The sequence below is a fragment of the Peribacillus frigoritolerans genome, assembly GCF_030676415.1.
Lineage (GTDB): Bacteria > Bacillota > Bacilli > Bacillales > DSM-1321 > Peribacillus > Peribacillus frigoritolerans_A.
Map to the genome: position 1 here is coordinate 110,893 of NZ_JAUUTW010000005.1, position 26,810 is coordinate 137,702.

26 protein-coding genes are annotated in these 26,810 nt (G+C 40.7%); 1 reads left to right on the top strand and 25 read right to left on the bottom strand.

Going from position 1 to position 26,810, the window contains the following annotated elements; translation table 11 throughout:
• Nucleotides 1-40: 40 nt before the first annotated feature.
• The 19 genes from Q8G36_RS07095 to Q8G36_RS07185 all read right to left on the bottom strand — a co-directional run bounded on the left by Q8G36_RS07095 (nt 41) and on the right by Q8G36_RS07185 (nt 17,110).
• Entirely contained in the window at nt 41-1,312 is a 1,272-nt protein-coding gene (locus Q8G36_RS07095; RefSeq protein ID WP_305160088.1) for a tetratricopeptide repeat protein, read from the bottom strand.
• A gap of 370 nt (nt 1,313-1,682) precedes the next feature.
• Nucleotides 1,683-2,969, bottom strand: coding sequence for a 3-phosphoshikimate 1-carboxyvinyltransferase (gene aroA, locus Q8G36_RS07100; RefSeq protein ID WP_305160089.1), 1,287 nt, complete (start codon nt 2,967-2,969; stop codon nt 1,683-1,685).
• 23 nt (nt 2,970-2,992) lie between these two features.
• Complete coding sequence (locus tag Q8G36_RS07105; protein ID WP_305160090.1) at nt 2,993-4,096, bottom strand: prephenate dehydrogenase; 1,104 nt, start codon at nt 4,094-4,096, stop codon at nt 2,993-2,995.
• A gap of 47 nt (nt 4,097-4,143) precedes the next feature.
• A complete protein-coding gene (hisC, locus tag Q8G36_RS07110) occupies nt 4,144-5,256 on the bottom strand; it encodes a histidinol-phosphate transaminase (RefSeq protein WP_305160091.1) in 1,113 nt (370 codons plus the stop codon).
• An 87-nt stretch (nt 5,257-5,343) separates the two neighbouring features.
• Nucleotides 5,344-5,712, bottom strand: a complete 369-nt coding sequence (gene aroH, locus Q8G36_RS07115) for a chorismate mutase (protein WP_095389661.1) — start codon at nt 5,710-5,712, stop codon at nt 5,344-5,346.
• A 25-nt stretch (nt 5,713-5,737) separates the two neighbouring features.
• Entirely contained in the window at nt 5,738-6,817 is a 1,080-nt protein-coding gene (gene aroB / locus Q8G36_RS07120; protein WP_305160092.1) for a 3-dehydroquinate synthase, read from the bottom strand.
• Between the two features lie 3 nt (nt 6,818-6,820).
• Nucleotides 6,821-7,993: a chorismate synthase gene (gene aroC, locus Q8G36_RS07125; RefSeq protein ID WP_144478429.1), complete on the bottom strand. Its 1,173-nt coding sequence runs from the start codon at nt 7,991-7,993 to the stop codon at nt 6,821-6,823.
• Nucleotides 7,994-8,247: 254 nt separating this feature from the next.
• Nucleotides 8,248-9,021 carry a CheR family methyltransferase gene (locus Q8G36_RS07130; protein WP_305160093.1) on the bottom strand — a complete coding sequence of 258 codons (774 nt, stop codon included), beginning with the start codon at nt 9,019-9,021 and terminating at the stop codon, nt 8,248-8,250.
• 188 nt (nt 9,022-9,209) lie between these two features.
• Nucleotides 9,210-9,656 carry a nucleoside-diphosphate kinase gene (gene ndk, locus Q8G36_RS07135; protein ID WP_034308008.1) on the bottom strand — a complete coding sequence of 149 codons (447 nt, stop codon included), beginning with the start codon at nt 9,654-9,656 and terminating at the stop codon, nt 9,210-9,212.
• A gap of 96 nt (nt 9,657-9,752) precedes the next feature.
• Nucleotides 9,753-10,715, bottom strand: coding sequence for a heptaprenyl diphosphate synthase component II (gene hepT / locus Q8G36_RS07140; RefSeq protein ID WP_305160094.1), 963 nt, complete (start codon nt 10,713-10,715; stop codon nt 9,753-9,755).
• Nucleotides 10,716-10,749: 34 nt separating this feature from the next.
• The gene (locus tag Q8G36_RS07145; RefSeq protein ID WP_305160095.1) at nt 10,750-11,460 is read right to left on the bottom strand and encodes a demethylmenaquinone methyltransferase; all 711 of its coding nucleotides are present in this window, start codon (nt 11,458-11,460) and stop codon (nt 10,750-10,752) included.
• Nucleotides 11,461-11,463: 3 nt separating this feature from the next.
• Nucleotides 11,464-12,294 (bottom strand): heptaprenyl diphosphate synthase component 1, encoded by an 831-nt coding sequence (locus Q8G36_RS07150; RefSeq protein WP_305160096.1) that lies wholly within the window; start codon nt 12,292-12,294, stop codon nt 11,464-11,466.
• A gap of 248 nt (nt 12,295-12,542) precedes the next feature.
• Complete coding sequence (gene mtrB, locus Q8G36_RS07155; RefSeq protein WP_076365643.1) at nt 12,543-12,791, bottom strand: trp RNA-binding attenuation protein MtrB; 249 nt, start codon at nt 12,789-12,791, stop codon at nt 12,543-12,545.
• 20 nt (nt 12,792-12,811) lie between these two features.
• Entirely contained in the window at nt 12,812-13,378 is a 567-nt protein-coding gene (gene folE / locus Q8G36_RS07160) for a GTP cyclohydrolase I FolE (RefSeq protein WP_063233209.1), read from the bottom strand.
• Nucleotides 13,379-13,390: 12 nt separating this feature from the next.
• Nucleotides 13,391-13,564 carry a hypothetical protein gene (locus tag Q8G36_RS07165; RefSeq protein WP_305160097.1) on the bottom strand — a complete coding sequence of 58 codons (174 nt, stop codon included), beginning with the start codon at nt 13,562-13,564 and terminating at the stop codon, nt 13,391-13,393.
• 122 nt (nt 13,565-13,686) lie between these two features.
• A complete protein-coding gene (locus Q8G36_RS07170) occupies nt 13,687-13,959 on the bottom strand; it encodes an HU family DNA-binding protein (RefSeq protein ID WP_034308023.1) in 273 nt (90 codons plus the stop codon).
• 503 nt (nt 13,960-14,462) lie between these two features.
• A complete protein-coding gene (spoIVA, locus tag Q8G36_RS07175; RefSeq protein ID WP_125162210.1) occupies nt 14,463-15,941 on the bottom strand; it encodes a stage IV sporulation protein A in 1,479 nt (492 codons plus the stop codon).
• 232 nt (nt 15,942-16,173) lie between these two features.
• Nucleotides 16,174-16,896, bottom strand: a complete 723-nt coding sequence (locus tag Q8G36_RS07180; RefSeq protein WP_370694042.1) for a hypothetical protein — start codon at nt 16,894-16,896, stop codon at nt 16,174-16,176.
• A gap of 16 nt (nt 16,897-16,912) precedes the next feature.
• Entirely contained in the window at nt 16,913-17,110 is a 198-nt protein-coding gene (locus Q8G36_RS07185) for a DUF2768 domain-containing protein (protein WP_048681698.1), read from the bottom strand.
• Between the two features lie 473 nt (nt 17,111-17,583).
• Here Q8G36_RS07185 and Q8G36_RS07190 point away from each other — a divergent pair, with 473 nt between their 5' ends.
• A complete protein-coding gene (locus Q8G36_RS07190) occupies nt 17,584-17,709 on the top strand; it encodes a hypothetical protein (RefSeq protein WP_305160099.1) in 126 nt (41 codons plus the stop codon).
• 170 nt (nt 17,710-17,879) lie between these two features.
• Here the strand turns inward: Q8G36_RS07190 and Q8G36_RS07195 are convergent, their stop codons facing one another.
• The 6 genes from Q8G36_RS07195 to der all read right to left on the bottom strand — a co-directional run bounded on the left by Q8G36_RS07195 (nt 17,880) and on the right by der (nt 26,662).
• Nucleotides 17,880-19,253 (bottom strand): putrescine aminotransferase, encoded by a 1,374-nt coding sequence (locus Q8G36_RS07195; RefSeq protein WP_305160100.1) that lies wholly within the window; start codon nt 19,251-19,253, stop codon nt 17,880-17,882.
• A gap of 303 nt (nt 19,254-19,556) precedes the next feature.
• Entirely contained in the window at nt 19,557-21,662 is a 2,106-nt protein-coding gene (locus Q8G36_RS07200) for a sigma 54-interacting transcriptional regulator (RefSeq protein WP_305160101.1), read from the bottom strand.
• Nucleotides 21,663-22,269: 607 nt separating this feature from the next.
• Nucleotides 22,270-22,509, bottom strand: coding sequence for a hypothetical protein (locus Q8G36_RS07205; RefSeq protein ID WP_305160102.1), 240 nt, complete (start codon nt 22,507-22,509; stop codon nt 22,270-22,272).
• 49 nt (nt 22,510-22,558) lie between these two features.
• Nucleotides 22,559-23,896, bottom strand: a complete 1,338-nt coding sequence (locus tag Q8G36_RS07210; RefSeq protein WP_305160103.1) for an APC family permease — start codon at nt 23,894-23,896, stop codon at nt 22,559-22,561.
• Between the two features lie 386 nt (nt 23,897-24,282).
• A complete protein-coding gene (locus Q8G36_RS07215; RefSeq protein ID WP_305160104.1) occupies nt 24,283-25,335 on the bottom strand; it encodes an NAD(P)H-dependent glycerol-3-phosphate dehydrogenase in 1,053 nt (350 codons plus the stop codon).
• A 16-nt stretch (nt 25,336-25,351) separates the two neighbouring features.
• Nucleotides 25,352-26,662, bottom strand: a complete 1,311-nt coding sequence (gene der, locus Q8G36_RS07220) for a ribosome biogenesis GTPase Der (RefSeq protein ID WP_305160105.1) — start codon at nt 26,660-26,662, stop codon at nt 25,352-25,354.
• Nucleotides 26,663-26,810: the final 148 nt, after the last annotated feature.

The following is a 26,810-nucleotide window of genomic DNA, read 5'->3' on the forward strand; positions in this document are numbered from 1 at the left end:
AATTCCCTCCTCTGTCTTGATTTAGTTTTGTTTCACTTATCTACATTTCATCTGTGCTTTCACTTAGCCGCTCCAAAATCATCGCATACTCATCATTCGCCGGGTTCATCTCAAGCAGCTTATTAAATACTTCTCTAGATGTGGCTCTGTCTCCTTCTTCAATTAAAAAGAAACCATAATCTTCAAGGAAATCTTGATTGTCCTTGAATGAATTATATGCTTTATGATAGCTGGTTAATGACTCTTTAAATTGTTCAGTATGCTGATAAGATACAGCAGCTATCCATTCAAACTGCGGATCATCCTCTCCATATCGCCTAACTTCACCAATACACTCCAAAACATCTTCATACCTTTCGTTGTGCATATACAATTTCAAGAGGGTCAGTGCAGCTTCCAGGTATCCCGGATCAATGGCAAGTGCTTCTTTAAATAGATTTTCCGCCTCTTCATCAAGCCCGCTTTTCAAGGCTATTTTTCCACCGAAGAAGTAAAGTTCCTTATTGAATTCATCAGCCTTGATTCCTTCTTTGACCGTTTTCAAGGCCTTTTCCAGATCTTCAAGATGTTCATAACTCTTTGCCAGGTACAAATATAGAGAATGGTATTCATGATCTAATTCTTTCAGTTCAATAAACTTTCGTACGGCTGTCTCATAAAGACCTGCCTGAAAAGCTGTAAATGCATATTCAAATAGGGTATTGATTTCAAGTCCATCCTTTAAGGCCTTTTCAAAGTGCGGAAGGGCCTCCTCGAACTTCCCTGAACTGCTTAGTGCTTCAGCAAGCCTCTGATTGACATTAACACCAGCGATTTCTTGTTCCTGTTCCAAAACCTTTATGTAATTTGCAATGGCTTCCTGATCCCTTCCTTGATGAAAGAACAGTTCAGCTAGTGCAAAATCAATGATGATCTCATCTGGAAGCATTTCCTTGGCCTGCAGTAATTTCCGTTCGCTGACCTCATCCATCCCCTGTAATTGATAAAGGTCCGCTTCCAAAAGCAAAGCACTTGGATATACTTCATCATCTGCACTTACTTTTTCAAGCATCAGCATCGCTTCATCTTCCTGGTCCATGTCAATCAGGATTTCCGCCAACGAAACAATCAATTCCCCTTCATCGGGATAGAGTTCCAACAGATGTTCAAAAAGATCCTTTGCCTCCTCCGCAAACCCAAGCTGGAGCATTTCTTCGGCCAGCAACAATATGTCCTCCGCTGACTCTGATGATTTAATTCGATTTATATGTTTAAGAGCTTCTGTTAATTCCCCTTTTTTTAAATGCTGTATAACTTGTTCCACTGTGTTCATTGTTGAATCCTTCCTTTTGCATGATAGACTTGGTCCCTAGTCATACACACTCACGCCATAATGTTACATATTCTGTCATTAAGTACAAAATACCATGTAATTCGCGAGATGCATAGTAAACAGTATTCATTAGTTTACCATACTGTAGCCCTGTATTCCATTGATGAAGTCCCCTCCCATTCTCATTAAAAAAAGGTTACTAGTTAATTCTCCACGCTACGGTAAATCTCCTTTTTGATCATGAACCCCTTTTTCATTATTTTCATGATTAATACTGGTACAAAAAGCCCGCAATGTTAGCGCTTTCAACACTTTTAAGCATTTAAAAAAAGTTTACAGACCAAATAAGGTATGTAAACTTTTTTTATCTTTACTTTATCAATTGCGTCAAATGCCCAAAAAATTGTGGATATGATACATCTATGGCATCAGGGTCAGCAAGTTCCACTTCCCCATCCGTTATCAAAGCCGCTACAGCAAGCATCATCCCGATACGATGATCTCCATGGCTTGTAACCATACCTCCATTCAGGGCTTTACGTCCTTTGATGATCAATCCGTCTGCTGTCGGGGTTATATCTGCCCCCAGGATGGAAAGCTCATTTGCAACAGTATCAATTCGATTCGTCTCTTTCACTTTAAGTTCTGCTGCATCCTTGATTGTCGTTATCCCTTCAGCCTGTGTTGCCAAAAGTGCAATTACCGGTATTTCATCGATGAGACGTGGAATCAGATCACCGCTGATGGTCGTTCCTTTTAATCGGGAGCTTCTGACAGTGATGTCTCCTGCAGGTTCACCCTCGCTCGTCTTCTTCTCTATCGTAATATCCGCCCCCATCGATTTCATGACCTCGATGATTCCAGTCCTTGTCGAATTAAGGCCCACATTCTTTAACACCACTTCACTATTTTCCGTAATCGCTGCAGCCACCATGAAGAAAGCCGCTGAAGAAATATCACCCGGCACATGGATGGTGGTCCCTTTGAAGACTTGATTTCCGCTTACTTTAATCGTTTGGCCGTCCTTTTCGATTTTCCCGCCAAACTCTTGGATCATTCGTTCTGTATGATCACGGGTCTCTTCCGGTTCGATAATGATCGTTTCACCTTCTGCCTGTAAACCCGCCAAGATTATCGCTGATTTTACCTGCGCACTTGCTACAGGCAATTCATAGCGAAACCCTTGTAATTTGCCTCCTCTTATGAAGAGCGGGGTGTATTCGGCTTCCTTTCGGCCATCAATGACTGCTCCCATCTGACGAAGAGGGTTGACTACCCGGGTCATTGGACGTTTCGCTATCGATTCGTCACCTGCCAAAACGGCCGAAAATTCCTGTCCTGCCAAAATGCCCATCATTAACCTGATCGTGGTACCAGAATTTCCGACATCCAGAACTGATTCAGGTTCCTTTAATCCATTAAAACCTTTGCCTTCAATTTTGACGTGCTGGCCATCTTGTTCAATATGGACTCCCAGCTGCTTAAAACAGGAGATGGTACTTAAACAATCGGCTCCTGGAAGAAAATTAGTGACTGTCGTTTCCCCCTCGGCAAGGGCTCCGAACATGATCGAACGATGGGAGATCGACTTATCTCCAGGTATGGCAATCGAACCACGTAATGTTTGGATGTTCGTTTGTAATTTTTTTGTATTCATAAAACCATCCTTCCCTATCAATATTATGCCAGGATCGTTTCATAATCTGTATGTCTTGAAATACACTCCGCAGCTTTTATGCGATCAACATCCGTTTGGAAGCTGATGACCAGCACACCGTATATCTCTTCCCTGGTTTCAATGATCCTTATGTTTGTAATGCTGATACCTTCTTGAGCCAAATATCCGGTAATCTCAGAAATTATTCCGGCATAATCCGGTATATCGATATATAAATCATAAAATGCTGGTATGGCGCCTTTCGCATGTGTTGGCAAATCATCCCTGAAAATCTTGGCATCTGTAAAGAATCGAAGGATTTCTTCACTATCTTCATTCGCAACGAGACCTTTTATATGCTCCATTTCATTCAGCCAATCATTCATTAATTCAAGTAGCACATCCCGGTTATGTAACAAAATGTCACGCCACATTTCCGGACTGCTTGAAGCAATTCTTGTAATATCTCGAAATCCACCTGCTGCAAGCCTTGAAATCAACTTGTTTTCCTTACTGTAATTTTCTGCCTGCTTAACGAGCCCCGATGCGACAATATGCGGAAAATGACTAATGACCCCAGTCAGCTTATCATGTGTGGCAGGACTCACAACCAGAAAGTTAGCTCTTGTCCCTTGTAGCCACCCTTTTAACTGCTCAACTTTTTCTTCTTCGATGGAATCTCCGGGAGTAAGCAAATAAAATGCATGTTCGAATAAATGCAATTTGGCTGCCGCAGCGCCGCTTTTATGGGAACCAGCCATAGGGTGCCCCCCGATGAAGGCCACCCCTTTATCTATCAATGGTTTTGCTGCCTTAACGACTGTATCCTTCGTACTTCCTGCATCCGATATGAGGACATCACTTTTTAAATCCATATCAGCCAATTGAGCTAAAATCTTCACGGTTTCATTGACAGGCACAGCAAGTAGAATCAAATCAGCTTCACATGCTCCCGCTTCCAAAGATGATACAGAATCATCAATGATCCCCAATAGCATCGATAGTTGAATATTCTTTTCACTTAGGTCCGTACCAACAATCACGGCTTCAGGATGTGCATGGCGTACAGCCATGGCCAGTGATCCGCCAATTAGACCTAGACCTATTACAAAAACCTTACCCTTCACTCTTCTCTCCCCCGCATCTTTTATGCTCCTCTAGGTTTGATGAAACGTTAAAGCAGCGAATCAGAAGGTGCCTCAACTTCATTCAAAAAAGTTTTAATAGCATTAATCATTCCTTCATTTTCTTCCGTAGAACCAATCGTTACCCTCAGGCTGTTAGGAAAACCGAAAGATTTCCCCGACCTTGCGATGTACCCGCGCTCAAGCAAATATTGAAACACCGCATCGGCATCCTGTTTAAAATGGATAAAGATGAAATTACCTTGTGACGGGTAATAAGCTAAATTTTCCTTATTGCAAAATTCATAGTACCGCTTGAGCCCTTTTTGATTTTCTTCCTTGCATGTTTCAATGAAGGCTTGATCTTCCAAAGCGACGATAGCAATATTCTGTGCGAATGTGTTCACATTGAATGGTTCCCGGGATGGATCTAGTTTCTGAATAATATCCTCATCCGCCAAACCGTACCCTACCCTAAAACTGGCAAGTCCATAAATTTTTGAGAATGTCCGGAGTATGATTAAATTTTTATATTTATTAATCCATTGATTCGTTCTCGGGTAATCCTCAGCCGTTGCATATTCACAATAAGCTTCATCCAAAACGATAAGAACATCTTCCGGCACTTTTTCGATGAACGATAATAGGTCCTGTTCCGAAATGTATGTACCTGTTGGATTATTTGGTGTACAAAGCCAGACAACCGCTGTTTTGTCATCTATTACTTTAAGCATTCCTTCTAGATCATGAGCACCGTCAATATGCGGAACTTCCCTGATTTCCGCACCTTCTAGCGTGGCATTATGGCGATACTGCGAAAAAGTGCCTGTTGCCATGACCGTATTCTTTCCAGCTCCCAATAGACTCCTGGAGATGATTTGAATGTTCTCATCAGATCCATTTCCAAAAATAAGCTGAGTTTCTTTCACACCTGTATGTTTTGCAACAGCTGCCCTAAGCATCGTTGCATATCCATCAGGATAGATGGCAAACGAATGGGTTGAATTCCTAACGGACTCCTTGACCTTTTCCGAACAGCCAAAAGGATTTTCATTTGAAGCTAATTTCGTGATTTTTTCCAAGCCGTATAATTTTTTCACTTCATCAGTGGATTTTCCCGGTTGATAAGACTTCAAGGAAAGGACCGCTTCATTCCATTTCATGTCAATCACCTCTATATATATATATTTATCACTTTAAAGTAAGAAAGTGTGAGAATAGTATAACATATTCATAGATTTAAAATCATCTTATATCTGCTTTGTCAAATCTGGCCGTAATACCGTAGCCCCTGCCTGGTATACATGCTGTATCTCTTTTTGAGATTTTGTCGTATTTACGTGGATCATGACCCGGATGCAAAATGGCAAGGAATTGCTCACCGGTATTTCTTTCATGCATGTAACCGGTACATAAGTCCAGCCTTCGAATTTCCTCAAGGCTTTGGCAGGGAAGACAGAACGAATCTCTTCCGTAGCGGAAAAAAATACAGAAGCTACCATATCGGGATCAATCTCGTTGACCTGAATGATCTCTGCCATCAACTTTTCGACGGCGGAAATCACTTCCATTTCTGTATCTCTTTCTACTGTAGTGGCACCCCTTATTCCTCTTATCACACATAGTCCCCCCTTCTCCTGAACTCTATATCATATCCGCCATTTCCTTTATCAGCTCAGAGTCGGCTATATCCATTACTAGCGGTGACCCCACTTCGTTTAGCAGGACAAAGGTAGCTGCATCATTGACCGATTTTTTGTCTGTTTTCATTAATTCAAGTAGCAATGCATGTTCAAGTCGGGTTGGAATGGTTATTTGATAACCTAAAGTAGAAACCCAGTTAATGAACTCATCTAGTTTAAAATCAAGATCCACTTTCTTTCTGCTTAATTTAAGAGCATACACCATCCCGATTAAAATGGATTCCCCATGCGTAAAGTTTCCGTATCCCATTGAACCTTCCACTGCATGTCCAAGTGTATGACCAAAATTCAAAAAGGCACGAATGCCGTTTTCCTTCTCATCCTCTTCGACAGTTTTAGCTTTGATGCCAATCCCTTTTGTAATCATGGTTAGGAATTGCTCATCCGTTATATCATTCAAATCAACAATATTCGACTTTAACCATAGATAAAACTCATTATCTGCTATCAAGGAATGTTTAATGACTTCTGCAAAACCTGACCTTAATTCTTTAAGAGGCAGAGTTTTTAAAAATTCAAGATCATAAATGACCGCTTCAGGCTGATGAAAGGCCCCAATCATATTTTTCCCTAGCGGGTGATTGATGGCAACCTTGCCGCCCACTGCACTATCGTGGGCGAGCAAAGTCGTCGGAACCTGTATAAATGGAATCCCTCTCATAAAAGTAGCCGCAACGAATCCAGCTAAGTCACCGACTGCACCACCGCCAAGGGCGATAATCAATGACTTGCGATTAATCTGTTGGGATAAGCAGAAGCTTTGGCATTCATAAAACACATCGAATGTTTTAGCATGCTCCCCTTCTGGCACTACATGATGCAGGACCGGTTTTCCCGTCTTGATCAGGGCGTTTTTCACAGTCTGCAAATGAAGTGCAGCCACTTTCTCATCAGTTATGATCAGAATCTTGTTTAGATGATTTAATTCATTTGTTATTAATTCGGGCAATTCATTTATTGCCTTCTTGCCAATTAAAACCGGATATTGCTTGGAAGCCGTTTTTATTTGGATGGATTCCATGATTTAAAACCCCTTTACTTCTTCCCGATATGATCTTATGTATTCAGCTAATTGCTCATAACGATCTGAAGGGAATTGATCAACGATGGCAGCCGCCAGTTCCCACGCTACTACCGCCTCAGCAACTACTGCTGCTGCAGGAACTGCACAACTATCGGAACGCTCGACACTTGCTTCAAACACTTCCTTCGTATCAATATCAACACTTTTCAAAGGTTTATATAAAGTGGGGATCGGCTTCATCACACCGCGTACAACTATCGGCATTCCAGTTGTCATTCCGCCTTCAAAACCGCCAAGGCGATTGGTTTTCCGGTAATAACCCTGTTCTTCGTCCCATGCGATTTCATCATGGACATCACTGCCGAATAGATGGGCCGCTTCAAATCCAAGACCTATTTCAACACCTTTAAATGCATTGATGCTCATTATTGCTGCGGCTAGTTTTGCATCAAGCTTACGGTCATAATGCACATAACTTCCCACACCCACCGGCATTCCTTCTACAATGACTTCAACGATTCCGCCTATGGAATCTCCTTTTTGTTTCGCTTCATCAATTGCATCCTTCATCTGCTGTTCTACGTTTTTGTCAAAACATCTAACAGAAGATTCTTCTGTTACTTGTTGCAATTGCTGAATCGTTTCGTATTTTGGCGGTTCTGCCTTCACACCGCCAATTTCCAAAACATGCGATGCCACTTCTATCCCCAATAAAGACAATAGCTTTTTAGCGACAGCACCTGCTGCCACCCTTACTGTCGTTTCACGGGCTGAAGAACGTTCCAGAACATTTCTCAAATCGCGGTGCCCATATTTAATCCCGCCGTTCAAGTCGGCATGACCTGGACGAGGCCGGGTTATTTTACGTTTAATTTCTTCAGCTTCCTCTTCTGAAAGCCCTTCACTTCCCATAATCTTTGTCCAATGCTTCCAGTCATCGTTCTCAACCACCAAAGCAACCGGTGAACCGAGTGTGTAGCCATGTCTGATTCCCGAAGAAATAAAAGCCTGATCTTTCTCGATCTGCATCCTTCTTCCACGTCCATGCCCTTTTTGCCGGCGCCCTAATTCTTGATTAATATCCTCATTCGAAATCGGCATTCCTGCCGGTAATCCTTCAATGATAGTAGTCAATTGCGGACCATGTGATTCTCCCGCTGTTAAATATCTCATCTTCCAGCCCCCTTTTAGCACTTTAAAGTGTATATGTATCAATATACCACAATTTTATGAAATGTGGGTATATGTAAAACGTAAAAACCATATTGTTTGAATTTAATCACTTTTCTTTCTATTTTACAAGTACTTAAACATTTTTGATATCGTTTAATCTTTCAAATTAGAGTTCCACTGGATTTACTATTACACGACAAACGGAAAGGGACTGAATGCTCATGTGCAGAATCAGTCCCTTTTTTCCAAAGTATTTACTTTTTCTTATAAAAAAATGTGTCGATCGTTTCAAATTGATATTTTCCTGGGGTGAATATTTGCTCTGTACTTCCTACAAAAAAAACCCCGCCGTTTTTTAGTGATGCACTGAATTTTTCATATAATGAATTTTTGGCTTCTTCAGTGAAATAAATTAACACATTGCGGCAAACGATTAAATCGAACCCCTGTTCGAATCGGTCAGCGAGAAGGTTTTGCTTTTTAAATGTTACCCTTCTCTTGATTTCATCATCGACACGATAAAAATCCGCTTTTTTTTCAAAGTATTTCCTTTTGATTTCTTCAGGTACTTCATTTAAGGAACGTTCAGGATACATCCCCGATTTCGCTCGCGCCAATACATTTTCATCCAGATCCGTCGCCAATATCTCTATCTGGCTTAGTGGAACCAGATTGGATAATGTCATTGCAATCGTATATGGTTCCTCGCCAGTTGAACAGGCCGCACTCCAAATTTTCAACTTTTTTTTGCTTGCTAATAGCCCAGGAAGGATTTTCCGCTCCAACACTTCCCATCTTTTCGCATTTCTATAAAATTCGGAAACATTGATAGTCATTCTATCCAAAAACTCATTTAAAACTCCGGGATTGGTTTGAATGTCTTTATAGTATTCACGAAATGAATGATATCCTCTTTTTTCATATAGAGATGTTAGTCGCCTTTTCATTTGCCCTTCCTTATATAATGTTAAATCAATGCCCGTCAACATTTTGATATTACGAATAAACTCTTCATATTCTTGAGGCATTCCCACGACTCCCCTGCACATAATTATTTTAAGTGGATCTTCTCTTTATATATCGGAGAGTGCCATATTTTCTTTAAACTAAAATAATTCCTTACGTTGCTGTTCGAACCTAAAAAAGCAACTCAAAAAAAGCGGGTTCCATCGCATAATGACGATGGAACCCGCTTTTTTTAAAGTGATCGTATTAATTAATAAACCCACTCGTTAACAAGTTTAGAATACTCAACAAGTTCTTCTTCTTTGAAGAATAAACCGATTTCACGTACAGCGCTTTCAGCTGAATCAGATCCGTGAATGATGTTTTTGCCAACAGTTACGGCAAAATCGCCACGAATTGTTGCTGCTGCTGCATCTTTAGGGTTAGTGGCACCCATCATTTGACGTGCAGTAGCGATTACGTTTTCACCTTCCCAAACCATTGCGAAGACAGGGCCTGAAGTAATGAAGTCCACTAATTCGCCAAAGAAAGGACGTTCTTTGTGCTCGCCATAATGTTGCTCAGCCAATTCTTGAGAAATGACCATTAATTTTGCTCCTGCAAGAAGGAAGCCTTTCTTTTCAAAACGGGAAACGATTTCACCGATTAAATTGCGTTGAACGCCGTCAGGCTTAACCATTAAAAATGTTCTTTCCATGAATGTCACTCCTAATATGTATCATTGTTATTTGCCTATATAAGGCAATACTTTTAGAATATTACCATTGTTTGATGAGTTTCGCAACTCCCATTATCAAAACTTTCTTTTTCCGATATTTTTCGCGATATCCGATAAAGTTTTTCTAGCTTTAATGGCAGGAAGACCTTTCAACTCAGTAAAAGCCTTTTCTAAATACATATCACTGATCCTCGCTGCCTGTTCAATGGCACCGGAAGTTTTTATCGCATGGATTATATGGGACATTTCGTCTTTTGGCGTATCTTCCCGAACTGTTTCGATAAGCTTTTTTAACTTTGGATCTTCCATAGCAATCAAAACGGGTAAAGTGATATTACCTTGAATCAAATCACTACCGGCTGGTTTACCAAGCTCTTCTTCCGAAGCCGTAAAATCCAATATATCATCGGTGATTTGATAGGACATACCGACATAATATCCGAATTTAAATAGCTTTTGGTGAATCTTCTCTTCAACACCTGCTGAAATGGCTCCCAACTGGCAGCTGGATGCAATGAGCAATGCCGTTTTCCGTTTGATCCTTCTAAAGTATATCCGCCAATTCTGTTCGAAATTGTACTTATCTTTTATTTGTTCAATTTCCCCAAGACATAGTTCAACCATAGTATCAGCGAGAATTTGATGCGCAAGCGGCGACTCGATAACCGCCATCATTTCCAGCGCACGAGCAAAAATGAAGTCGCCTGTGTACATGGCGACACGATTATCCCATTTTGACTTAATGGTAGCCGATCCCCTGCGTAAATCCGCATCATCCACCACATCATCATGTACAAGGGAAGCCGTATGGATCAGTTCCAAAGTTGCTGCGACATGCTTTACGACATGAATATCATAGTTGCCAAACTTAGCACCCAATAGGACGAATACCGGACGGATCCGTTTTCCACCGGATTGCAGTAAATGCAGGGAAGCTTCCCTTAAAACCGTGGAATCCGCTTCAATTGCGGCTTCCAGTTCTTTTTCTATTAATTGCAAATCTGCATTCAAAAATGAATACATCATTTTAAATTTCATACATTCCACCCAGCTTTGTCCATTGCTATTCTGCTTATTTTGAAGGCTTGTACCCGAAATGTGTTGCTGCTACCCCACCGAAATGGGCCTTATAACTGACATTTTCCATTCCAGCCTGCTTAAACATGTTTTCAAGCTTTTTCATGCCTGGGAAATCTCGAGCTGATTCCTGCAGCCATGAGTATTCACTATAGCTTTTTGCGAATAATTTGCCGAACATGGGCATGATGAAACGGAAATAAAAATAATAGCCCTGTTTAAAGCCTAGCATCGTTGGCTGTGACGTATCCAGGCAAACGACCATTCCACCCGGCTTGGCTACCCGGTTTAACTCTTTAAGCACTTTCATGTAATCAGGGACATTCCGCAGCCCGAAACCGATCGTGACATAGTCAAAGCTATTATCCTCAAAAGGAAGTTCCATTGCATTCCCATGCATTAGGGACACTTGATCCAGATTGAGTTCATTCACCTTTTGTTCGCCGATTTTCAGCATGTTCTTACTAAAATCCAGACCAACAACCTTTCCTTCTGGTCCTACTTCATTAGCAAGGGCAAGGGTCCAGTCCGCTGTTCCACAGCATACATCCAGTGCATGGGCGCCTTTTGGGACATTCATGATGGCCATTGTAGCCTTCCGCCACTTAAGATGCTGTTTGAAGCTGATGAGGGAATTCATCTTGTCATAATTTCCGTAGATCTTTTCAAAGACATGATGAACTTTTTGCTCTTTAGACTGCTCCATGATTCACCCTTCTTTCACATATGAATTTGCTATACTCTCTGTTTGTTCCAAGATGACCTTCACTCTTTCCAGTAGTTCACCATCCAACTTTGCCAGCTTCCGCATCGAGCGCTCTACGGATTGCCTGGCATCCCTCAGGCACTTGTCGAATTGGGTGCGTACCTGTTCTTCTTTTTCCGAAATGGGAACTTCCCCACCAATCGAGTCATCAATAGGCATTTCCCTTAGGACATCAAAAACTATCGATTGCCCCGACTTCATATAACTGCTCTTCTCGGCATGCAACCGTTTTAAAAGCAGCAGATCTTCCGATATTTCTATCCAGGCAGGCTCACTATAGTAATCCGCCAGTTTATGAATCAGCGAAGCCTCGATCGCTTTTATCGTCATTATAAGCGTTGGTACATCATTAATGGACCCTTGTTGGTAAAGAATGATTTTATTATCATTTATTTTTTTTATCGCGCTTGAAAGTATACGGATCATATCAACATTACCTACACTGGCAAGCCCTTGATAATATAAGCCACTATAGTAATCACCGGCAAGCACTTGTAATTGACGATTTTTCAATACCTCGGGCGACTCGATTCCTTCACCCGAATTCGAGACGATTTCATGGGTATTAAGAGCTATTTGCACTAACATGGTTGAGATGATGTATTGATTCCGTTTTTCGCTTGTAACGTCCAAATCGTTAAACAATCCCCAAAGCAATATCAGTTTATCTTCGTCCAAGCTTGGCTTTTGTATATACTTCAATAAATATGGATGTTGAGCTTTCGTTTCTATTAATCGTTTTAATTGCCGTATGTCGTCCGTTATGTTTAACAATTGAGATCACCCTTGCATCCCCGAAAGATAATTTTTTTCATACATATTGGTTTCTGTCTGTGTAAAATACACATTATTATACCATAAAAACAATCAGATGAAATGGTCAACGTTTATAAAATGAAACTTCCAAAAATAAGGAAACCATCGTCTTTTGCTCTTCAAAAAAATGGATGCGGGAAATTTACAGCTTGTTAAACGCGATATCAGATGATTGATTTACTAATTAACCATGCATTGAGAAGCTATCATTTGTCAGGTGAATTCTTTTTTGAATCACTTTCTATCTCTCCGAATGGAGTATAGACCTTTGCATGGCCCCTGATTTTAATTGCCGAGGTATGCTCCGTGAATTGTGCGATCATCACCTCTCCTGAGTCAAGTTTTTCGGAGTGATGAAACTTGGTGTCCGTTCCCCTTGTCAACCCGATGACATTCACACTGTCCTCAATGGCTTTGATTACGACAAAATCATTCAGAATCTTTTTTTCATTCATTTTTTCCAGCCCCCATGTCCTTAGTCTTTAATGAATGCCAGAACTTCAGCTCTAGTACGGTGATCCTTCGCAAACGTTCCCCTTACAGCTGAAGTCACTGTTTTAGATCCGGGTTTTTTTACACCTCGCATGGTCATGCACATATGTTCAGCCTCTACTACAACCATTACACCATGAGGTTCGAGCTTTTCCATTATCGAGTCAGCAACTGTAGAAGTGATGCGCTCTTGAAGTTGCGGACGCTTCGATACAGCCTCAACCGCCCGTGCCAATTTACTTAAGCCAGTCACTTTTCCGTTTTTCGGAATATATGCTACATGGGCTTTCCCGTAAAAAGGGACTAAATGATGTTCACATACTGAGTAGAACGGAATATCCTTTACAAGTACGAGTTCTTCATGGTCCTCTCCAAAAACAGTATCGAAATATTCCTTCGGATCTTGATTAAGTCCAGAAAAAATTTCTTCATACATTCTGGCTACTCGGCCAGGTGTATCCAGCAGTCCTTCCCTCGTTGGGTCTTCCCCTACAGCCTCAAGAAGCATTTTAACCGCTTCTTCTAATTTGGCATGATCAACATTAGCCATTTTTTGTACCTCCTAAAAAATCAATAATATTATGTATTCAGATAAAAAATCCAAAGCGCGTTGCACCCGGATATCCATAATTGCAATTATTAAAGCGACCCATCCCCCCATACAAGGACGCCCTTGAAAGGCCGTTTCGTCGTAAGCGGTTTTCGGATGGTTATTTCCTTGTGACGGATTTACCATCTGCAGCGCTTCTAAAATATTCACTGTCTTTTATATTATCACAGATGGAAATTAAGAAGCAAAAAAAGGACCGCGTTTTCACGCGGCCCTTTTCGGTTAAGCACCCGTATGTAATGGTGGAATTACTTCACTGCATCTTTCAGCGCTTTACCGGGTTTGAAAGCTGGCACTTTGCTAGCTGCAATTTCGATTTCGTCACCAGTTTGTGGGTTACGGCCTTTACGAGCCGCACGTTCACGAACTTCAAAGTTACCAAAACCAATCAATTGGACTTTATCACCGTTTTTTAGAGCTTCTAAGATTGTATCAAAAACAGCATCAACAGCTTTTGTAGCGTCTTTCTTAGAAATTTCAGTTGCTGTAACAACTTCATTAATTAATTCTGTTTTGTTCATGCCATTCACCTCCTCCCAAAAGGAATCTTTATAAAAAATCATTATTACAACACTATAATAGTGATTTGATATTAGTTTCGGTCAAAAAATTTCATTCCCTGGCAATCAAGGATTACCAAGCCGGATTTATTTCCAAATAATTCATCCAGAAATTTATAAATAGGTTGAAATCGCTGTTATAACGCGTTTTCTGTATGTAGATTATCACAAATCCTATTAGCTTAGCAAGGGAATTCAAAAAATAGTGGGAATCTTTTCATTAATAATTGTATATATTATAAATTTTGTCTTTCGCTATTCATCATTTCCCTTTTTTATAGAAATTAAACTTATTATATTGCTGAAAATCGCTTAACCACAGGGTTTTTTCAAGATTATACTAAAAAACAGCAGATTATTTCAAATATGAACGTTCATAAATGTATTTTTCTTGCAATCCTGCCGTTCATTCCATGCAAAAAGACCAATCCATAAATGGAGTTGGTCCAGCTTTTAAACGTTTTCTATAAGATGATGGCAATCAATCCCCCACTGCCCTCATTAATAATTCTCTCCAGTGTTTCTTTCAATTTATAGCGCGCATTGTCTGGCATCATCGCTAATTTCACTTGTATGCCTTCCCTTACGTAGGAACTTAGGCTTCTTCCAAAAATATCGGAGTTCCAAATGGAAAGTGGATTGTCTTCGAAATCCTGCATCAGATACCGTACTAATTCCTCACTTTGCTTTTCCGTACCGATGATTGGCGAGAATTCGGATTCGACATCGACCTTGATCATATGGATGGAAGGAGCTACGGCTTTTAGCCTGACACCGAACCTGGCTCCCTGACGGATGATTTCCGGTTCATCAAGACTCATATCGTTAAGGGATGGGGCTGCGACACCATATCCAGTTTGTTTGACCATTCTCAATGCATCGGCCACCTGATCATATTCTGCTTTCGCATACGCAAAGTCCTGCATCAAAGATAACAGATGATCCTTGCCCCGAATCTCCACGCCGACAATTTCCTTCAGAATATCATCATAGAGTTCATCAGGGGCGTATAGGTCTATTTCTGCAACACCCTGCCCCATCTCGATGCCCGCAAGCGCGGCACGGTCAATGAACTCGAATTCATTGAAATGACCGACTACACGATCTACATCCCTCAGGCGTTTAATGTCCTTGACGGTCTCTTTAACCGCTTCCTGGTAACTTTCCCTTAACCAATGATCCTCGCGCAGAACCATTACCCAGCTCGGGAGATTAACATTGACCTCGAGAACAGGAAATTCGTACAGGGCCTCGCGCAGTACGCTGTAAACATCCGATTCCCGCATTCCTTCGACACTCATGGCCAATACAGGGATATCATACTTTTCCTGCAGGGATTCCTTCAGTGCTACCGTATTCGGGTGGTGAGGCTGAACGGAATTGACAATCATGATAAATGGCTTGCCAACCTCCTTCAATTCTTCGACAACCCTTTCCTCGGCTTCTAAATAATCACTTCGAGGGATTTCTCCTATGGACCCATCCGTCGTAACGACTACGCCTAATGTGGAATGATCCTGAATTACTTTGCGAGTACCGATCTCAGCCGCTTCATTGAACGGAATCGGCTCTTCATACCAAGGCGTGTGAATCATGCGGGGACCATTTTCATCTTCATAACCTTTAGCCCCGGGTATTGTATAACCGACACAATCGACTAAACGGATGTTCACGTCGAGACCTTCCGCTACTTGAATCGATGCTGCCTGGTTCGGTACGAATTTGGGTTCGGTCGTCATGATCGTCTTTCCGGCAGCACTTTGAGGCAATTCATCCTGTGCCCTGGCACGATCCGCCTCTGACGGAATATTCGGAATGACGACTAACTCCATGAATTTTTTAATAAATGTGGATTTCCCAGTCCTGACGGCACCGACCACCCCCAAGTATATATCGCCACCGGTCCGTTCAGCTATATCTTTAAAAATATCTACCTTTTCCAAGGTATCCCCTCCCGAATTAGAGTTTTGGGATTTCGTTTATCCATTTGCATTTATTTAGGACATTATATATCTATGATGTTGTCCTAAAAATTTATTCCAATTATTTCCCTGGTTCAATCCCTTCCTCCACCAGAAATTTTATATAAGGGTTGTTATTTTAAAAGTAAGATGAAATAAAGATAAAAGAAATAACCCTTCCCCTACAATATATTTTGCAGAAGAAGGGTTATGCCTATTTTGTAAGAAATATTGGATTATTTGTTTTTTCATCAATTGTATATGGCAATGAATAGGCAGGGACGAACTCCGAACTCTGAACAAGCAGTTCCCGGATATCTTCACCTGGCTTAATTTCTCCCTCATGCTTCTTCAATGCCTCAAGTAAATCCGGGGTATAATCAACAAAAATGCTGCCTTGACCATCGACTACAAGATATAAATCTTTTTGTGAAAATGGGCTCGTGACCGTCGGAGCTTCCTTCAGGCCCATTTTCTCATAATCAAGCGTGAAGACATTATCGGATAATCTTTCCTTAAATGGCGGGTATCCGTTGCTTTGCTGATAAGCAGTCAATCTCAAGGAAACATCCTGGATCTTCTGCGCCATCCTGACATCCAACAGCTTTACAGTCGGATCCTTTTCAACATTAACGAGGATGTATTGAAAGACACCTCCTGATTCAAAGGCATTGTCCGGTGGTTCAGCCATATACCTCGGTGAAATCTTAGAAAATTTTATGACATATTTTTGATAAATCGGTGTACCTGCATCTTTTGTAACGATGGGCAGTATGCCGCCTTCATCTTTCTGAAATTGATCCACTGCACTTTGGACGGATTGGATTTGCTCTTTATAAGGCAGTTGGTTTTGCATTTTTTGCTTCTCCGGATATAAGCAGCCAGATAATGTTACAGAGATGCATAATACACATAATATTTTGAAAAAATTTCTCATCATTTCTCCTCACCTATCAAGTGGTTGGCCCGCTTAGAACAACGATAAGGATGATCAAGCCGGCTAGAATCATAAGTATGTATGCGATAATTGCTGTCAAGACTCTCCAAAAACCTTTTAATTTATAGCGGCTTAAGTAGATTAGAAATATAGAGATAACCATAAAGCCCATAGCTATAAAGGATATCCACATTTTTTGCAGAGCAGGTGTCATATCTTCATCACTCCTTTTTCCAGAAATTATTATAACATACCAAATTACGTTAAAGGAATTAAATCATTGTCCAATCTGTGTAATTCGCGTTTTCATGACTCCTTTTCGCGAAAAAAATTTTTGAGGTACAGGTATATAACAAGAAATATGTATAGTAATTTCCATACCTCCTCCCTCCAAACAACAAAAAAACAGCCCAAAGGCTGTTTCAGACTGTAGACAAACTCGATGAAAATCGAGTTTGTCTATTTTTATGGCTTGCACAATTTGGACGTTGATTTCCACTCCAGGCACTCGCTTTCCGCGGGCGGTCGGGGAGCCTCCTCGGCTTTCGCCTGCGGGGTCTCCCCTAGACGCGCTTTTCCCGCAGGAGTCTCGTACCTTCCGTTCCAATCAACTTTGTCTTACCTTTTAGATAGAACACTTTTGCCTGGAGTCATTTCTGTTTTAAAATAGAAGGATGAAAACTTGAGGTGATGAGGATACTTTCTAAACATGATTCTATTCAGCAAGATCAACTTGAAATGATTACTTTAAACCAACTGGCGCCAGCGAACCATTTGGTTCGTAAAATGGAGGCTGCCATTTATGTAAAGTAGATAGCCAAATGGACTTGGCGAAGGCTGACCTAAATAATGACCTTGGAGAGGTCACCATTCTCTAAAACTGCTTCAAATCCAATAAAAAATCAAAAAGGTTTCGGAATGAGAACATTCCGAAACCTTTTTGTCTGAAACCGCCCAAAGGCATGTTTTTTTGCTTACTTAAATTAAGATTGAAGCGTCGGCAAGACCTCTTTGAACGCTTTAATGACTGTATCGACTTCATCCAACTGAATAGTCAAAGATGGCTCAATCCTGATTGTTTTGGAATTTATAAGCGTACCTGCTACCAAGATGCCTTTATCAAAGAGGGCTTTTGAGAATTCATAACCCACTTCGTCTTTATGGAACTCAATACCAATCATTAAACCTTGGCCGCGGATCTCCAAAACCTTATCTTTGTGCTCAACAGCCACTTCCCTTAACCCATTTAAGAAGTATTCACCAACTTCTGCAGCACGCTGCGGTAAGTTTTCTTCCAAAAGTACGTCAATTGTAGCAATGGCCGCAGCACAAGCTAGTGGATTTCCTCCAAATGTCGTAGTGTGCATGAATGGATTGTCGAACCAGCTTTTAAACACTTTCTCATTGGCTACAACAGCCCCTGCAGGCATTACTCCGCCGCCAAATGCTTTCGCTAAACAAATTATGTCCGGAACTACATCATATAGCTCAGAAGCGAACATTTTACCTGTACGGCCCATTCCAGTTTGCACTTCATCCAATATTAATAAAGCATCATATTCGTCACATAATGCCCGAACCTGCTTTAAATAACCTTGCGGAGGAAGGATGACCCCTCCTTCACCCTGGATAGGCTCCAACAGCACAGCAGCAACATCTTCACCGACCAACGCACAACTTTCAAACGTTTTTCTCATCATATCCACATCACCAAAAGGTACATGACGCACACCTGGTATCAATGGAATGAACGGTTTTCTGAACATGCCCTTTGCCGTTGCTGATAGTGAACCAAGGCTTTTCCCATGAAATGATTTTGTCGTGGAAATGATCGTGTATCGGTCACTGTACATTTTGGCTAGCTTAAGTGCAGCCTCCACGCTCTCGGTACCACTATTCGTAAAGAACGAGTATTTTAGATCTCCCGGCGTGATTTCGGCAAGGATCTTGGCAAGCATTGCACGTAATGGATCAAGTAAGTCCTGGCTATGAAGGGCTTGTCTTTGCAATTGATCGGTTACAGCCTTTACTACTTTAGGGTTACGATGGCCAACATTATAAATACCAAAGCCACCTAAACAATCAATATATTTTTTTCCATTTACATCCGTAAAACAGGAATCTTGATCAGACCACTCCACCGAAGCGAATTGTGTGTCTTTAGTGACCGTCTTCCGGTATTCCAAAAACCCTGGGTTTACATGGTTACGGAAATTCTCGACCGTTTCTTTTGTTATCCACTGCGCATCTTCTTTTGAAATTTCTTTTTGTTCGATTAATTGAAGCACTTTTTTAATATAATCTTGGGTTGCTGATTGGTTAGCTTGAGTGTTTTTACTTTCTACGTTAATTGACATTTTATAATCTCCTTTTTTTTATAACTTTAGTGGATGGTTAATTAAGATTGCTTTTTTAATGAAACTTTGATGCTTACCTCCCTTTTTTCTTATACTTACTAATCAAGCAAGAACCATGCCAAGTTAATTAACCAATAAAATCGCATTTTTTTTAATAAATCACTCAAAAACTATGCAAATATGCATATCGTTATTTCACTTTGCATAATCATCCTTGGAAAATCATTGAAAAGCTTCCCAAAAGCATTCATAAAAATAAAAGCCGTTGACAAGTGATTTTCAACACTCGGCAACGGCTTTTATTCAAAATGCATTTTTTTCGATTTTCTTACTCTGTTCAGCTAACACTTTTTGATACTTCCTGCTCACTGAAGATTGACTTATCCCGAGCGCTTTAGCCGCTTTGGTGGTAGTTTTATACTGTTTCATGGCAAGCATGATCAATTGCTCTTCGACATGATCCTGAGCTTCCTGCAGTGGAAGAATTCTCGTAATGATGGGTTTCGTTTGTTTAAAGTCACTGCCCACAGGTATGAACCTTTGAATGAAGTCAGCATCGATCATCTCTTCATCTGCAGAAACAACCAATCTTTCAATCATGTTCTGCAACTCACGAATGTTCCCCGGCCATGTATAGACTTCCAGTATATTTAATGCATCCGGGGAAAAGTGGTAATTCCGCTGATACCTTTCATTCAGTTTTTGCAGGAAATGAAAGGCTAGCGGTGGTATATCCTCCGGCCTTTCCCTTAAAGGGGGTACATGTATGGGTATGACGTTCAATCGATAGAATAAATCTTCTCTGAACGTGCCCATCTCGACCATTTTTTCCAGACTCTTATTCGTGGCCGCAACAATTTGTACATCAATGGAAATGGGTGTAGTGCTGCCAATCGGAATCACTTCCTGTTCCTGGAGGACCCGCAGCAGCTTGACTTGCAGATGTATAGGCATGTCACCTACTTCATCAAGGAATAAAACACCTTTATTGGCCTGTTGAAAGTATCCTACCTTCCCATTTTTATCCGCTCCTGTAAAGGAACCCTTCGTATAACCAAACAATTCACTTTCGAGGAGGTTTTCCGGAATCGCCCCGCAATTTATCTTCAGGAAAGGTTGTTTAGAGCGCCTGCCCATTTTATGAATGGCTTCGGCTATCACTTCTTTACCTACTCCCGACTCCCCATTGATTAATACAGTAGATGAAAAATGAGCGATTTTCTTGACTTGGCTGATTATCTGCTCCATTTTAGGACTTGCAAAAACCAACTCTTTATAAAATTGATCCTGTTTTTTGAAAGAGTCCAGTTCTTTCCTCATTTCATTTAATTCCGATTTCAATTGTGTCGTTTCCGTTATATCCCTTGATGCAATGACTATTCGATCAATATCCCCTTTTTCATTGAACACAGGGGTGCCCACGGAAAGGACTTTCTTATTCATTTTCGTATCTTGGACAATCGATACTTTCTTTTTTTGTTCAAGGACTAACCGGGTGACCGAAGGATTAAAAATCCCTTCATCTTCTAATTGCAAGAGATTCTTCCCGATATAATCTTTTAAATCCTTCCCCCAGAATCCTGAGATGATGCTGTCACTATAGCGCAGCAGCTCTCCTTTTTGATTGACTACAAGTATTTCATCATAGATATTCGCTAAAATGGCATTCAAGTCTTTATTCGAGCTTTTTATCAATTCTATTTCCATGGCCATTTCCTCAACCATCGGTAAATCCTGAACGATGATGATCAGGCCTTCGACTTCTTTTTCATGGTTCAGAATCGGGCTATAGTCGACAAGCACACTCATGACATCAGTAATCTCCAACTGATTCAGAATACTGCTCCCGCTGGCAAACACGCTATGTATATGCTGCTTATTGAAGATGTTCGCAGCAGGTTCATTAAGGACTTGTTCAGAAGGCTTTTTTATCATCTTCAAGCCTGATTCATTAAAGTTCACAATATTTTTTTCTTTATCAGCCACAAAAATCCCCATAGGAATGGAGGTTAAAATAACATTTAGCAGGTCTAAATTTTGTTTGCTGTCCTGCTTGAATAATTCAGCTAATACATCTTCCCTTTTTACATAACCGGTTAGCTGGCCCTCATCCGTTTTTATCAGTACGATAGGTTCACCGATAATTTGAAACAGAAGCGGCAAGGAAATGTTAGGGTGCAATTTACAGACATTATCAATCGAAAAAGCATACTGTAAAAGCTGATCGACTGTCGTTATTTTTTCGTTTAACGGGAGGTCATCCATACGGATATAGGCAAACACTTGATTTTCCTTCATAAGAAAGAAGAAAGGTTCCTGTATCTCATGAATTTTTTGGTCTGAAAATGTAGGCTGATCAATTGTTATAGTTATGAATGGTCTAATTTTATCATCCGGAATAGATAACACAGTTTCACTCTCCTTTTGTAACCTAACCTATATTTTATCACAATTCTGAATTGCAAAATAAAAAAATAACATGCACCATTACTCATATCCAGTATTTACCTTAATTCATTCCACAACAAAAGGGTCCTTTAACGGACCCTTTTAACCTAAAAACCAGATATGCACCTTAGACTTAATTATAGAGGACCGTTCACCTTACCTTATTAATTCTAAACAGGTTAGACTTTGCTTACCCCTGCTTGTTATGATTCGTGGATGGTCGTCCTCGCCCTAGGCCTTTTATACAGATAGGGCAGCTTCCACCATACCGTCATACGGTTCCATACCTGTTTGCATAGTTTATAAGAACCCGTGGGTATATGCTTATAAAGCTTTGCTCCGTCACTTTTCCTTGTTCATTCCCCGTATGTAATTTCACAGATAGATAAAAAGATGAATATGACCATGAAGTAAGTGCAAGGCGACTAACGTTAGTACAGCATTTGCTTTCGTAGCCATTTTCATCCCCGACATGGATAAACGTCACAATAATCAGCAAATTCAGCATGCATAAACCGGTACAGAAGGAAAAGCTGCTGAAAAGAAAATGCTGAACAATCAGTTTCGACTAACCTACAAGAAAACCGACATTAATAGACTTTTGCGTATACGCATACACCAAACCTACCGAAGGAATGACTTTGCCATCTGTCCATAACTGTACGCTGTGAAAAGCATCACCATAAAAGCGTGCCAGCAGGCTCCCGGAACCATACCAAGTGACATATTTGCTTATAAGTGCTGAACACGTTGTTAACGCCATGAACGAAAATAGAACAACAGGCATGAGCATTAACGACCTCTTCATTTCTCATAACCATATAACAGCCTCCCTCGGTTTCATGAATACAGTTGATTCACTGTGCTTTTTCAAAATGGAATAGCGGAGGGGATTCCGTAAACCATTTTGTCCGATAAAGAAGATAACCAATCCCAATTACCGCCCAGACAATTCCTAAAATCAACGAACTCATCTCGAGATTAAGCCAAAGGATGAACACCGAAGCCGCGCCTAAAACCGGGGACAGAATAGTTGAAAGAAATCCTTTAATCGTTCTAAAGCCTTTGTTTCTTATTGCATGGACGATTACGCAAATATTCACGAAGGTAAAAGCAATTAAAGCTCCAAAGTTTATGAGGGAAGTGGCCGTAACCAAATCAAGGAATAAGGCAACCATTGATATGGACCCAACAAATATGACATTAAAAAATGGCGTGTTGTATTTGGGGTGGATAAACCCAAATAGTTTTTTCGGGATCATTTGGTCACGCCCCATGACATATAGCAACCTAGAAACACTAGCATGAGATGCAAGACCGGAGGCAAGGGTACCGCATAAGGTTCCTGCAAGAAAGAAAGCCTGAAATAACTTCCCGCCCACGAAAAGGGCAATTTCCGGAGAGGCTGCTTCAGGATCGCTAAAACGGGAAACATCCGGGAAAAATAACTGTGTAAAGAATGATGCCGTCACAAATAAAACCCCTCCGATAAGAGCAGTCAAAAAGATGGCCCGGGGAACCGTTTTGGATGGATTCGGTGTTTCTTCCGATAAAGTAGTGACTGCGTCAAACCCCAAGAAAGAAAAACAAAGGATTGTAGCACCCGTTATGAGCGTCGACATTTCCATATGAGGCCCGATGAATGGCTGAACCGATAAGACCTCTCCAGTCCCTTCTCCACCCATGACTCCTTTAACGACAAGTACCACAAAAATAATGATGACCAACATTTGAAAAAAAACAAGAAAGCTATTGAAATTGGCTGCAAAATTAACATTGAATAAGTTAATGACTGTCATTAAAAGGACAAATGCCACCACCCATATCCACGGGGATACATCCGGAAAAAGAGCAGTTAAGTATATTTTTGTTAAAATGCCGTTCACCATCGGTAAAAATAAATAATCAAGTAACGAAGACCACCCGACAAGGAAACCTAAATGTGGATTGATCGTTTTTTGGGTGTAAGTATAGGATGAACCTGCCTGCGGATAAATTTTCACCATTTTTCCGTAACTGGCTGCAGTAAACAACATCGCTAAAAGAGCAATGACATATGCGGTTGGCACATGCCCCCCCGTTTTTTCGGAAACTATCCCGAATGTATCAAAAACAACCATCGGCGTCATATATCCAACACCAAGCAATACGATATGCCATAAGTTTAAAGACCTTTTCAGTTTACCTGTTTGCATGTATCATTCCCCTTCCTTTTTAGAGAGAAAAGTTAAGCAACTTTTCTCGCCTCCCATATAATTTTTTTGGTCATATTACACTTCGCAATTTTCATACCAAAAAAAAGAGTCGATTTTTAACAAAAAACAAGGAAATATGTAGAATGATTTATGCAAATTTGAATAATCTATTCAATTATTCATAAATTAAAAGAGAACAGATGATTTTTTGCCCATAAAAAAAAGCAGAAGATATCTAGATATCTTCTGCTCATTTGACTAAATCCCCCGTGCCGAGGTCAAATTACTAGTTTACTTTCGTTGCATTGTATGCTGATACACAGCAAGGCGCATCATCAAATGCCTAATTTAATGAAATTCTTTTATGAAAATCAACAGATTGGAGGTTAATCCTGCTGCCTGCTATCCAATATGTTAAAAAGTTCTTCCATCTCATTCGTTTTTGAACGATTCATCAAAAGGTCAACTGCCTTTTTCACTTCTTCCCCATTGAATAAAACATCGTACAGGGCTTCAGTGATCGGCATGTTCACTTCGTACTTTTGGGCTAGTTGATAAGCGGCTTTAGTGGTTCTGACACCTTCAACGACCATACCCATGTTTTCCAAAACTTCTTCAAGCTTTTGCCCTTTACCAAGCATATTTCCAGCTCTCCAATTACGGGAATGAACGCTTGTACAAGTGACGATCAAGTCGCCAATCCCAGCTAAACCTGAAAACGTTAGTGGATTAGCCCCCATGGCTACCCCTAGACGGGATATTTCAGCCAATCCTCGTGTCATTAATGCAGCCTTGGCATTATCCCCATAACCTAAACCGTCCGTAATGCCGGCAGCCAAAGCAATGATGTTCTTTAATGCCCCTCCGATTTCAACACCAATCAAGTCCGGATTTGTATATACACGGAAATTATTATTGATAAAGATGTCCTGAACCCTTTCGGCAGCTTTCATATTCTTTGAAGAAACGGCAACTGTTGTCGGATGACGTAGACTGACTTCTTCTGCATGGCTCGGTCCTGAAAGAACCACTATATCCTTAAGCCATTCAGCCGAAGAGACTTCTTCAATCATTTCCGATATACGAAGCAGGGAATCAGGTTCAATTCCCTTACTCACATGGACGATTGTCAATGGTTTATCATGAGCCTCTTCAATCTGACCAAGCACTTCCCGGTAGGCTTTGGTCGGCACAGCCAAAATTATTATTTCAATCCCGACCAATGCTTCCTTAATGGAAGAATAACCTTTAATCCCCAATGGCAATTCAATCCCAGGCAAGTATTTTTCATTCGTATGATTTTGATTTATTTCATTGATTTGTTTCTGATTATGTCCCCATAATCTCACTTCATGCTGGTTATCAGCGATTACGAGCGCTAAAGCAGTTCCCCAGCTCCCAGCTCCAATCACTGCGATACTTTCTTTATCTTTCACCATGGTATAACCACCTTTACTATTTTCTCTGGCGTCCAAAAATTCGTATTGGTGTTCCTTCAAAACCAAAGGCATCCCTAATTCGATTTTCTAAAAATCTCTCATATGAGAAATGCAACAACTCTGGATCGTTAACGAATACAACGAAAGTTGGCGGCTTGATCGCTACCTGAGTCGTATAATAAATTTTCAAACGGTTGCCATTATGAGTTGGTGTCGGATTCATAGCCACGGCATCCATGACCACTTCATTCAATACATTTGTCTGAACCCGGATAGCATGATTCTCACTAGCCTGATCGATGACCGGTATTAAGGTATGTGTCCGTTTTTTCGTTAAGGCAGAAAGATAAATGATTGGCGCATAATCCAAGAATAGGAAATGGGCACGGATCTTTTCTTCAAAATCCTTCATCGTTTTTTCATCTTTCTCGATGGCATCCCACTTATTGACGACGATGATGACCGCCCTACCCGCTTCATGGGCATATCCGGCAATTTTTTTATCCTGCTCACGAATACCTTCTTCAGCGTTCAGGACCACAAGAACAACGTCTGAACGTTCAATTGCCCTTAATGCACGAAGTACGCTATATTTTTCCGTACTTTCATACACTTTACCTTTTTTCCGCATCCCTGCTGTATCAATAATGACATATTCTTTGCCATTATACTTATAAGGAGAGTCAATCGCGTCGCGAGTCGTACCTTCAATATCACTAACAATGACACGTTCTTCACCTAACAATGCATTGACCAGAGATGATTTACCTACGTTCGGTCTTCCAATCAAACTGAATTTAATGACATCATCAGCATAATCCTGGCCGGTGAATTTAGGGAAATGTTTGGCCGCTTCATCCAGAAGGTCACCAAGACCAAGTCCATGAGACCCGGAGATCGGGAAAGGATCGCCAAAACCTAACGCATAGAAATCATAAATTTGATCTTTCATTTCTGGGTTATCGACTTTATTTACCGCAAGGACAACTGGCTTTCTCGATTTAAAGAGTATCTTAGCGACTTCTTCATCAGCAGCCGTTACCCCTTCACGACCATTCGTCATGAAAATTATCACATCAGCTTCGTCGATGGCAATTTCAGCCTGCTGGCGAATTTGTTCTAGGAACGGCTCGTCACCGATATCAATTCCACCTGTATCAATAATGTTAAAATCATGTGTCAACCATTCACCAGAACTATAAATCCTGTCCCGAGTTACTCCAGGAACGTCTTCGACAATCGAAACCCGTTCTCCAACTATTCTATTAAAGATTGTCGATTTTCCTACGTTCGGACGACCGACTATCGCAATTACCGGTTTTGGCATTGCTATTCACCCTTTCTGCTACTATATCTCTGTCAAAGTCACGAAATTCATGAATGCATTTATTACGGTTGCTTTGCATTATTGATTTTCATTATTTCCTTTTAAAGGAAAAGGCTGTATCCATAATCATTTAAAGGAATCTTTCATC

What these genes read in the sequence shown, in the direction of transcription:
- Q8G36_RS07170 (WP_034308023.1), bottom strand. Translation starts at nt 13,959, where the DNA reads ATGAACAAAACAGAATTAATTAATGAAGTTGTTACAGCAACTGAAATT.
- hepT (WP_305160094.1), bottom strand. Translation starts at nt 10,715, where the DNA reads ATGAAATTTAAAATGATGTATTCATTTTTGAATGCAGATTTGCAATTA.
- Q8G36_RS07145 (WP_305160095.1), bottom strand. Translation starts at nt 11,460, where the DNA reads ATGGAGCAGTCTAAAGAGCAAAAAGTTCATCATGTCTTTGAAAAGATC.
- Q8G36_RS07215 (WP_305160104.1), bottom strand. Translation starts at nt 25,335, where the DNA reads ATGGTGAAAGATAAAGAAAGTATCGCAGTGATTGGAGCTGGGAGCTGG.
- ndk (WP_034308008.1), bottom strand. Translation starts at nt 9,656, where the DNA reads ATGGAAAGAACATTTTTAATGGTTAAGCCTGACGGCGTTCAACGCAAT.
- Q8G36_RS07180 (WP_370694042.1), bottom strand. Translation starts at nt 16,896, where the DNA reads ATGAGAAATTTTTTCAAAATATTATGTGTATTATGCATCTCTGTAACA.
- Q8G36_RS07095 (WP_305160088.1), bottom strand. Translation starts at nt 1,312, where the DNA reads ATGAACACAGTGGAACAAGTTATACAGCATTTAAAAAAAGGGGAATTA.
- Q8G36_RS07130 (WP_305160093.1), bottom strand. Translation starts at nt 9,021, where the DNA reads ATGCCTCAAGAATATGAAGAGTTTATTCGTAATATCAAAATGTTGACG.
- der (WP_305160105.1), bottom strand. Translation starts at nt 26,662, where the DNA reads ATGCCAAAACCGGTAATTGCGATAGTCGGTCGTCCGAACGTAGGAAAA.
- Q8G36_RS07210 (WP_305160103.1), bottom strand. Translation starts at nt 23,896, where the DNA reads ATGCAAACAGGTAAACTGAAAAGGTCTTTAAACTTATGGCATATCGTA.
- aroC (WP_144478429.1), bottom strand. Translation starts at nt 7,993, where the DNA reads ATGAGATATTTAACAGCGGGAGAATCACATGGTCCGCAATTGACTACT.
- Q8G36_RS07205 (WP_305160102.1), bottom strand. Translation starts at nt 22,509, where the DNA reads ATGAAGAGGTCGTTAATGCTCATGCCTGTTGTTCTATTTTCGTTCATG.
- aroB (WP_305160092.1), bottom strand. Translation starts at nt 6,817, where the DNA reads ATGGAATCCATCCAAATAAAAACGGCTTCCAAGCAATATCCGGTTTTA.
- hisC (WP_305160091.1), bottom strand. Translation starts at nt 5,256, where the DNA reads ATGAAATGGAATGAAGCGGTCCTTTCCTTGAAGTCTTATCAACCGGGA.
- folE (WP_063233209.1), bottom strand. Translation starts at nt 13,378, where the DNA reads ATGGCTAATGTTGATCATGCCAAATTAGAAGAAGCGGTTAAAATGCTT.
- Q8G36_RS07165 (WP_305160097.1), bottom strand. Translation starts at nt 13,564, where the DNA reads ATGGTAAATCCGTCACAAGGAAATAACCATCCGAAAACCGCTTACGAC.
- Q8G36_RS07195 (WP_305160100.1), bottom strand. Translation starts at nt 19,253, where the DNA reads ATGTCAATTAACGTAGAAAGTAAAAACACTCAAGCTAACCAATCAGCA.
- Q8G36_RS07185 (WP_048681698.1), bottom strand. Translation starts at nt 17,110, where the DNA reads ATGACACCTGCTCTGCAAAAAATGTGGATATCCTTTATAGCTATGGGC.
- mtrB (WP_076365643.1), bottom strand. Translation starts at nt 12,791, where the DNA reads ATGAATGAAAAAAAGATTCTGAATGATTTTGTCGTAATCAAAGCCATT.
- aroA (WP_305160089.1), bottom strand. Translation starts at nt 2,969, where the DNA reads ATGAATACAAAAAAATTACAAACGAACATCCAAACATTACGTGGTTCG.